This is a genomic window from Streptomyces sp. NPDC057565, from assembly GCF_042801455.1.
Taxonomy (GTDB): domain Bacteria; phylum Actinomycetota; class Actinomycetes; order Streptomycetales; family Streptomycetaceae; genus Streptomyces; species Streptomyces yanii.
Genome location: NZ_JBHVFU010000124.1, coordinates 518 through 9,403, shown reverse-complemented (window position 1 = coordinate 9,403; position 8,886 = coordinate 518). Strand labels below are relative to the sequence as shown.

Below are 8,886 nucleotides of genomic sequence, written 5' to 3'. Positions count from 1 at the left end.
CGGCGCGCTGTCCACGGACGTCCCCTTCCCAGCATGACCAACCAGAAGATCATCCCACCCGGTCAGTCAACGCGACAGTGCCCCCTTCCGCGTTCGTGACACACGATCTCCCAGACGGTGGGCGGGGCGACCAGGTTTCCGCGAATGGCCAGTTCCCCGTGGATACGGCGGTAGCCCCAGCCGCTGTTCTCGCGTGCCAGGCGCAGGACCAGCGCCCGGATCGAGCGGACGGTACGCGGCCGTCCGGGCCGCTTGCGGCTGCGGATGCGAGCGTGTCACCGCTTCACCAGGTTGTGGTGCCACCGCAGCACCGTGTCCGGACGTACCAGAAGTCGGAGGCGACGCAGCACCTGGCACGGTACTCCTCGTGGATGTCGGCTCCTGCCGCCAAGAGGTCGGGCCCACGGCCGCGCGGACGGCCGCGAGCCGCTCGGCGTCCTCGGCCGGAGACGGCCTGCCCACCTTGACCTTCACGCCGCGGAGCCCGGCCACAGCTTCGCCCTCCAGCGCCAGTTCGTCAGCGGCCTAACGTTGGGGCCAACAAGGAGTGAGCGACTATTGACGATTCCTCGCAATTCGCCCCTGCTGGTCCCCTCAGATGACCGCCTCGGTGAATGTCACCCTCATACGGAACTGGGAGAGATACGGGCTGCGCGGGGATCTGGTGGGGGCCTCGATACCCTTGTGGCCGCGGTTGACGCGTGAGAGTCCTGAGCGGACCAGCCGGGTCGCGGGGGTCCGTCCTGATGACTGGTCTTCCGGGATTTCGCCAGCCGGTGATCGGCTCGGCCTGGCCGATCCCGGCCGCGCCTCCCTGCGAGACGCCGCAGCGCGGATCCGGCCGTCCCCACCACCCCAGGAGACCCACCCGATGCCCCCCCTGGGCGCCGCGAACCATTCACGGCCGCCCAGGCGGCTGTGGCCGTGTCCCGCCGCACGTCCCCGACTCAGGCGTGGGTGTCGTCCCCGGGTACGACGCGACGCCAGATCTCCTGTTGGAACTGCTGGGCGGTCATGTCGATGTGTTCGGCCATGAGCGCCTCGGCCCGGCCGGCCTCGCCGGCGGCGATGGCCTCGGCGATGGCCTCGTGCTGGGCGGCGGCCACCTGCAGGGATCCGCCTGCGACGCCGGCCATCCCTATGGTCATGACCTGGCGCTGCAGGCGCCGCACGGCATCGACGGTGGAGGCGAAGAACATGTTGGCCCCAGCCGCCGCGATCCCCGTGTGGAAGATCTCGTCGGCGAGCGTGAAGGCATGGATGTCGCCCTCCTGCGCCGCGCGCGTGGACTCCTGAGCGGCTTCCCGTACCACCTTCACCTGTGCCGGAGTGGCTCGCTGCGCCGCCAGGTTCGCCGTAGTGGTCTCCAGATGGCGCCGGAACTCGAAGAGTTCGTCGACCTGCCTCAGGTCCGCGGGCAGGAAGTTGGCGAGGGACTGCTGCCAGGAGGACTGCTCGGGCATGGACACATAGATGCCGCGCCCCTTCTGCACGGACAGCCGACCCAGGGCCGAGAGGATCTTCACCGCCTCCCGCACCACGGTCCTGCTCATCTCCACCTCGTCGGCGAGGTCCTTCTCGGTGGGCAGCCGGTCGCCGGGCTGCAGCCCCGTCCGGACGACGTACTCAAGGATGCGCTCGGCTGCGACCTCGTACCCCGGGCGGTAGCCGCTCTCCATACCCGCCGGCACGGACGCAGACGCAGAGGTCTTCTCTGAGACGGTCAACAGCTCTCCCTCGCTTCCCACTTGAGGCCACCGACCGAGCCTCTCAGTCTCGACGCCGACCACATGTTTCAGATATATCACGTAAGCCATACCCAGTGAATCACACGCACACTCTTGACGCCAGAATCCGGCAACCTCCAGACTCTTCCTCGACTCGATCGCACGGCCCGCCCCAGCGACCACGGCATACATCAGACTTATCCCTGGTCATCGTAGGGCAAACGGATTGAATGAACGCTACTTCAGAGCTCCGCTCGTGGCCCTTCCTGCCGGTCCCCGGTCGCCCCTCACCAGCAGCAACCATAACGGTTGAACTCCCTTGAAAGGACAGCTCGTTGGATGACATCAGGCTCGGTCTCATCGGCATGGGCATCCGGAGCGACTTGGCGGAGTTGGTCCACCGGCCCGGCGCGGGCTCCGTGCTGGCCGCCGTCTGCGACCGCGATCCCGGGCTGCTCGCGCGCGCTGAGGAGCGCTTCGGCACCGGGGTGCGGACCGCCCTGGACCACCGCGAGCTGCTCGATGCAAAGCTCGACGGCGTCTTCGTACTCACCCCCGACCACACTCACGAGCAGATCGGCCTGGACTTCCTCGAAGCCGGTGTCCCGGTGTTCCTCGACAAACCGATGGCGATCACCGTCGAGGGCTGCGACCGGCTGCTGGGCGCGGCCCGCGCACACCGGACCCGGCTCTATGTGGGCCACAACATGCGGCACATGCCCGTCGTGGTGGCCATGCGCGAGCTGATCGAGAGCGGGGCGATCGGCGAGGTGAAGGCCGTCTGGTGCCGTCATTTCGTCGGCCACGGAGGGGACTTCTACTTCAAGGACTGGCATGCCGACCGCCGCAACACCACCGGCCTGCTGCTCCAGAAGGGCGCCCACGACATCGACGTCATCCACTGGCTGGCTGGCGGGTACACCCGGCGCGTGAACGCGATGGGCGGGCTGACCGTCTACGGGGACATCACGTCGCGCGGCGAGCGCACGGGCCAGCGGATGACCGACTGGCTGTCGGTGGACAACTGGCCCCCGCTCAGCCTGACCGGCCTCAACCCGGTGGTGGACGTGGAGGACCTGAGCATGATGCAGATGCAGTTGGACAACGGCGTCCTCGCCAGTTACCAGCAGTGCCACTACACACCGGACTACTGGCGCAACTACACGGTGATCGGCACCGAGGGGCGCCTGGAGAACTTCGGCGACTCGGAGGGAGCTGAGGTCCGCGTGTGGAACCGCCGCTCCGACTACCGCGCCGAGGCCGACCAGGTCGTGCCCGTCCACACCCCGGCGGGCACGCACGGGGGTGCCGATCCGGTCCTGGCCGCGGAGTTCCTGCGGTTCGTGCGGGAGGGCGGGGCGACCGTCACCTCGCCGGTGGCGGCCCGCGAGGCGGTGGCCGCCGGGTACGCGGCGACGATGTCGCTGCGGGACGGGGGCAGGCCCGTAGACATCGCCCCCGTGGCACCGGACGTCGCCGCGTACTTCACGCACGGCCAGCGCTGAGTCAGTAGCCCGGCCGGGCAGCAGCAGCTCAGCCGGTCGGGCCCAGATCCGCCGTGTCCAGGATCTCGACCCGCTCACCGGGGCGGTGCAGTTCGAGGATCACCAGTTCGTTGCGCCCGGCCCGCCAGACCGGGGCCGGGGCGTACAGCGTGCGCTGCGGGCCGCGGTCCCAGTACCGGCCGAGGGCGAATCCGTTGAGCCAGACCTGGCCCTTGGTCCATCCTGGCAGGGCAAGGAAACCGTCGGCCGGGGCCGGGATCTCCACCTCGGCCCGGTGGAACGCCGGGCCCTCGACGGCCTGTGCGGCCCCGAACCGCAGCGCGGTCAGATCCGTACCGGTCAGCAGCAGGGGGCGGATCTCCCAGTCGAACTGATACTGGCCGTCGATCCGCACTCCGCCGCTGATGCCCTTGCGGTCCTCCATCCGTGACTCCTCCATCCCGTGGACGGGGTGGCTTCTCGCTATGCCGGTTGGGCTTCGCGACGGACCAGCCCGGCCCGTAGGACGTTGAGAGCACCGACGGTGTCCGCGTGCGCGCTGTGGCCGCACGAGACGCAGTGGAACTTCTCTTGTGTGGGCCGGTTCTCCTTGGCGGTGTGCCCGCATTCGGGGCATCTCCGGGAGGTGTTGCGGGGGTCCACGGCGATGACTTCCCGCCCGGCGCTCTCAGCCTTTGCGTTCAGGATCGCGAGGAACACCCCCCATCCGGCATCCGATATCGAGCGGTTCAGCCCGGCCTTGGCCGCCGCCCCGTTGGGCAGGAAGCTGCCCGGCTTGTCGGGGTCGGGCTTCGGTTCGGGGGCCCTGCTCATGTTGCGGATCTTGAGGTCTTCGTGCGCGATGACATCGTGCTCACGGACCAGGGCCAGCGCGGTCTTGTGGGCGTGGTCGAGCCGCCGGCACCGCACCTTGCGGTGCAGACATGCCACGGCCTCTACCGCCTTGCGGCGGCGCCTGCTTCCGCGCTTGCACCTGCCGAGTGCCTGCTGAGCTGCTTCGAGCTTCGCTGCGGCCCTTCGCCCGTGACGCGGGTTGGGCACGAACCCGCCGTTCGAGTCGGCGAGGAAGTTGGCAATGCCCAGGTCGATACCGACCACGCTGCCAGTCCTGGGCAGTGGTTCGGGCTGTGGCCGCTCGGCGGTCAGGATCACATACCAGCGCTTGCCCTCACGCTTGACCGAGACGGTCTTGACCTGGCCGACCACGGGCCGGTGCTGGTGCACCTTGACGTGCCCGACACCCTGCAGACGAACGCGGACCACCGGGTCGTGCCCGGTGGCATCCCACCGGCAGCCATCGCCGTCCTTGGGGAACTCCACCGTGTCGAACCGGCCAAGTCCACGAAAGCGCGGATACCCCGGCTTCTCACCGGCCTTGACCCGGCGGAAGAACGCCGCGAACGCCTTGTCCAGACGCCGCAGCGTCGCCTGCTGGCTGGAGAACGACCAACGGCCCTGACGCTCGGGGTCGAACGCCCGGATCTCCTTGAGCTGCGCGGACTGCTGCCCGTACCGGACCGTCGTCTTCGAGGTGTGCCGGTAGGCGTCACGGCGCTCCTGCAACGCGCCGTTGTAGAGCGAGCAGTGATCACGCAGCATCTCGCCGAGCGCGATCTGCTGGCCCACGGTGGGCCGCATGAGGAACTTGTACGCACGGATCATTCAGCCCACCCCCTCCGGCTCGAATCGACCTTGACCGTAGCATTGGTTCATGTCACCACGTTGGGAACCAAACCCCGACGTATGGCGCGGCCGTCACGTCGTCCACCGCCTCCACGCGCATTTGGTGTTCGTCACCAGGTACCGGCGGGATGTCTTCGACGACGAGATGCTGACACGCTGCGAAGAGATCATGCGAAAAGTCTGCGAGGACTTCGAGGCAGACCTGATCGAGTTCAACGGCGAAGAAGACCACGTGCACCTGCTCGTGCATTACCCGCCGAAAGTCGCCCTGTCGAACCTGGTCAACAGTTTGAAGGGCGTGTCCTCGCGCCGTCTGAGGCAGGAGTTCACCGGCCACGTCAACCAGGCCGTCATGCCCGGCCGCTTCTGGTCCGGCTCCTACTTCGCGGGGTCATGCGGCGGCACACCCCTCCACGCGGTCAAGGACTACATCGAAAACCAGAAACGGCCCGACTGAACGCGGCTCCGCGAGCGAGGCACTCCGAAGCGAAACCGCGGCGCTCCGCGCCGCAGGGTTCAGGACCGGACTCCCTCCCCGCCCGAAGGCGGGGATTCCCTCCGAAGAAGAGGGATGGGCCGTAGTTGATCCGCCCCATGTTCTCCACCAGGAGGTCGAGTCGGGCACCGGCCTCGGGAAGGTCGATCGGCAGCGCGTCCAGCGGGCTGTCGCGCTCCACGAGTCCGAGCGGCTCGCCGTCCAGGAACACCTGAGCACGGTCGGCGAGGCCGTGCACGCGCAGGGTCGCGTCGGGGAACGGGCCGCCCAACCTTGTGCGGTAATGAATCATCCCGAGCGACTGGCCCAGCGCCTCCATCGGCTCGGGCGAGAGCCGGTGCACCGGGATGGACAGTGCGTCCAGCGAGTCCAGCAGCCCCACGGTGCCGTTCGTGCGCACCGTCTGCGGGGCGAGCCGGTCCGGCGGCGCAGGTACGTCGTGTCCGATCGGACCTCGGTAGCGCTCGATGACCTCACGGAAGGCGTGGAACTTCGCGGTCAGCTCCCCCGCTTCGCCGACTGGTGCGTCATAGTCGTAACTCGTGGTGGTGGGCCGGTACGCGGACTCGTCGCGGTTGGCTCCGTTCCATCAGCCGAAGTTGGTGCGGCCGTGCCCCATGTAGAGGTTCACCGAAGCGCCGTGGGCCAGCATCCAGTCCAGTTCCGCGGCGGCCTCGTGCGGGTCGCGGACGTGGCGCTGCTCGCCCCAGTGGTCGAACCGGCCGTGCCAGTACGCGGAGCACATCAGCGGTCCGTCCGGCTGGTGGCGGCGTAGGGTGGTGAGCGCCTCCTTGGGGTGTGAGCCGAAGGTCGCGGTGGCGAGCGTGCCGGGCAGTACTCCGCCGCGCAGCACGCCGTCGGCGGCGCCGTCGGCGGTGAACAGGAAGCAGTCCACCCCGCGCCGAATCAGGGCCCTGCGCAGATGGTCGAGGTAGGCGGGGTCGATTCCGTAACTGCCGTACTCGTTCTCGATCTGCATCGCGACCACCGGCCCGCCCTGACTGGCGAGGTGCGGGCGCAGCACCGGGATCAACTTGTCGAACCAGGCGTCCGCAGCGGCCAGATACCGTTCTTCGGTGCGGCGCAGCCGCGGCGCGGGGTCGGCGAGGAGCCAGGCCGGCAGCCCGCCGAACTCCCACTCGGCGCAGATATAGGGGCCGGGTCGCAGGATCACGTCCAGGTCGAGCCGCGCGGCAGTGCGGACGAAGCGGGTGATGTCGGCCGGACCGGAGAAGTCCGTCCGGTCGGGCGTCGGCTGGTGCAGGTTCCAGGCGATGTACGTCTCGACGGTGTTGACGCCCATGGCCCGCAGGCGCCGCAGCCGGTCCTCCCACAGTTCGGGGTGGACCCGGAAGTAGTGGATGGCCGCAGAGATGATCTGGTGGGGGTGGCCGTCGCGCAGAAAGCAACGATCGATGGCGGTCAGCTCGGTGGCGGGACGAGGGTTGGTCACAACTGTTCCCCAAAAGTCATGTGGCGGTGGGGCGGGCGGTGGGCGGTCCGCCGCCCGCCCCACCGGGTTCTCAGGAGGCCGAAAGCAGGTGCTGCAAGGTCATCCCAGACCGGGGTCGGGTAGTGGCTCACCGAGAGCCCGAAGTCGAAGTGCGCCAGGCTGTTCCAGTACCTCCGGGTACTGCTGGAGGAGGTTCTGCCGGGGGTTCCCGTAGAACCCGCACCGCCTGCACCGGCGTCGCGTTCGGCGCCTGTCCGGTGGTCTGCTGAAGGTGCTTCAGCAGCGCGACTGCGGGGCTGCCCGGCATGAAGCGCGGGATCAGGAAGTTCAGGGTGACGGCCGCCGACGAGGTCACCAGGTAGAAGCCCAGGCGGCGCAGCAGGAAGGACCAGCCCGCGCTCAGTTTGGCGCGTGGGCCGTGGTGAGTGTCGTGGTGCGCCTGCTCGGGCGCGGCTCGCGTCGCAGCCATCCCCGCTCCTTTCGTCGGTGATGCCGTGGTGGAACCGGTCGGTGCCGTACGCACAACCCAGGAAGGGCATAGATCCGATACATGCCCGAATCGCAAACACGGGACCGCACGGATATTCCCTGGCGGCCGTCACGCATACGAGGACTCAACGTCTACGCAACCAGGGAGGACTTGACCTCACTACCGAGAGAAGGCCTCGCCGCAACGGACAAGAGTCTGGGGTTACCGGATCCTGGCGTCAACGGTTTGGATGTGATTCACTGAACCGTGATCGCAGTATGTATCGGAAACATGTTCCGCTCGGACCATGCTGTACAGCGATCCCACGAGGGGGAACTCGGCAATGAGATGCACTGCCTGACACTCACGCCTGGCCTGACTCCCCAGACCTCAAGCCGTGAAGGACATCCATGCGAATCACCGATGTGACTGTGGAAATGCTCGACCTGCCCGCCCAACCGCCCTTCCGGTGGAGGGCCGGGCTGCCCGGTTCAGAGCCGACGGTGGTGGGCGGGATCCTGCGCATCCATACCGACGAAGGACTCGTGGGCGAGGCCCACACGAGGCGCGGGCTGATCGTCTCCGACCTGGTCGACCGTCGCATCCGCGCGGATCTGACCGGCCGCGACCCGCTGATGCGCGAGTTGCTGTGGCAGCGGCTGTGGGAGCTGGACCGCATTGAGGAGTTGCCCATCTATGCCCTCGGCCTGGTCGACGTGGCGTTGTGGGACCTGGCGGGCAAGGCGGCCGGGCAGCCGGTGCACCGGCTGCTTGGCGGGTATCGCGAGGCCATTCCCGCCTACGCGAGTACGGTCACCTTCGGCAGTGTGAAGGAGTACCTCGACGTGGCCGACCAATGCCTGGAGTTGGGGTACATCGGCATCAAGCTGCACGGCTGGGGCGACGTGAAGGCGGACGCGGAGTTGTGCCAGAGGCTGCGGGCGCACGTCGGCGACGAGGTTCCCCTCATGTACGACGGCTCGGCCGGGTTCGACCTCGCGGACTCGGTGTATCTCGGCCGCGCGATCGGCGAAGCCGGCTACCTGTGGTACGAGGAGCCGATGCGCGAGTTCAGCGTGACCTCCTACCGTTGGCTGGCCGAACAGGTCGACGTTCCGCTACTGGTCGCGGAGACCTCCGACGGCGCGCACTTCAACGCCGGCGACTTCATCATGGCGGGCGCGGCGGGCCGGGTGCGTACCAGCGCGCAGTACAAGGGCGGGATCACCGGGGCTCTGCGCATCGCGCATCTGGCCGAGAGCTACCAGCTGCGGGCCGAGGTGCACGGCAGCGGGGTGGTCAACGCGCATCTGTGCATGGCGATACCTAACACCACGTACTACGAGTCCCTGGTGTACACCAATCCTGTGGTGCGCGAGCCTTCGGTGGGTGCCGACGGGCTGGTCCTGGCCCCGACGGCACCCGGCATCGGGTTCGACCAGCCCGGCTGGTGACGTTCGCCCACGGCCGGCAGGCAGGGACAGGAGGGGCGGGCGCCGCCGCGGCCCCCCCCCCAGGCCCCCGCCGGCCCCCGAAAGGAGGGGGTGGTAGGC

Annotated in this window: 8 protein-coding genes and 2 pseudogenes; 3 read left to right on the top strand and 7 right to left on the bottom strand. The window is 68.4% G+C overall.

Annotation, left to right across the window (positions count from 1 at the left end; genetic code table 11):
• Positions 1–101 precede the first annotated feature (101 nt).
• Together ACFU8W_RS51425 and ACFU8W_RS51420 are read right to left on the bottom strand one after the other, a co-directional pair.
• A pseudogene (locus tag ACFU8W_RS51425) lies at positions 102–350 on the bottom strand (helix-turn-helix domain-containing protein); the annotation flags it as partial.
• 597 nt (positions 351–947) lie between these two features.
• Positions 948–1,727, bottom strand: a complete 780-nt coding sequence (locus ACFU8W_RS51420; protein WP_384052730.1) for a FadR/GntR family transcriptional regulator — start codon at positions 1,725–1,727, stop codon at positions 948–950.
• 335 nt (positions 1,728–2,062) lie between these two features.
• On the opposite strand from ACFU8W_RS51420, the gene ACFU8W_RS51415 reads away from it, so the two are divergent.
• A complete protein-coding gene (locus ACFU8W_RS51415; protein WP_376667033.1) occupies positions 2,063–3,232 on the top strand; it encodes a Gfo/Idh/MocA family protein in 1,170 nt (389 codons plus the stop codon).
• 28 nt (positions 3,233–3,260) lie between these two features.
• Here ACFU8W_RS51415 and ACFU8W_RS51410 read toward each other — a convergent pair whose 3' ends face one another.
• Positions 3,261–3,656 (bottom strand): hypothetical protein, encoded by a 396-nt coding sequence (locus tag ACFU8W_RS51410; RefSeq protein ID WP_384052729.1) that lies wholly within the window; start codon positions 3,654–3,656, stop codon positions 3,261–3,263.
• Positions 3,657–3,694: 38 nt separating this feature from the next.
• Entirely contained in the window at positions 3,695–4,894 is a 1,200-nt protein-coding gene (locus ACFU8W_RS51405; protein WP_384052728.1) for an RNA-guided endonuclease InsQ/TnpB family protein, read from the bottom strand.
• Between the two features lie 49 nt (positions 4,895–4,943).
• On the opposite strand from ACFU8W_RS51405, the gene tnpA reads away from it, so the two are divergent.
• Complete coding sequence (tnpA, locus tag ACFU8W_RS51400; RefSeq protein ID WP_384052727.1) at positions 4,944–5,372, top strand: IS200/IS605 family transposase; 429 nt, start codon at positions 4,944–4,946, stop codon at positions 5,370–5,372.
• Here tnpA and ACFU8W_RS51395 read toward each other — a convergent pair.
• The 3 genes and pseudogenes from ACFU8W_RS51395 to ACFU8W_RS51385 all read right to left on the bottom strand — a co-directional run bounded on the left by ACFU8W_RS51395 (position 5,335) and on the right by ACFU8W_RS51385 (position 7,333).
• Positions 5,335–5,793, bottom strand: coding sequence for a hypothetical protein (locus ACFU8W_RS51395; RefSeq protein WP_384052731.1), 459 nt, complete (start codon positions 5,791–5,793; stop codon positions 5,335–5,337). The two genes, tnpA and ACFU8W_RS51395, sit on opposite strands and share 38 nt — an antisense overlap.
• A 90-nt stretch (positions 5,794–5,883) precedes the next feature.
• Positions 5,884–6,864 (bottom strand): annotated as a pseudogene (locus ACFU8W_RS51390) (beta-galactosidase family protein); the annotation flags it as partial.
• 127 nt (positions 6,865–6,991) lie between these two features.
• Entirely contained in the window at positions 6,992–7,333 is a 342-nt protein-coding gene (locus tag ACFU8W_RS51385) for a hypothetical protein (protein WP_384052726.1), read from the bottom strand.
• Positions 7,334–7,743: 410 nt separating this feature from the next.
• Between ACFU8W_RS51385 and ACFU8W_RS51380 the strand changes: the two genes are divergently transcribed.
• Entirely contained in the window at positions 7,744–8,787 is a 1,044-nt protein-coding gene (locus ACFU8W_RS51380; protein WP_384052725.1) for an enolase C-terminal domain-like protein, read from the top strand.
• Positions 8,788–8,886: the final 99 nt, after the last annotated feature.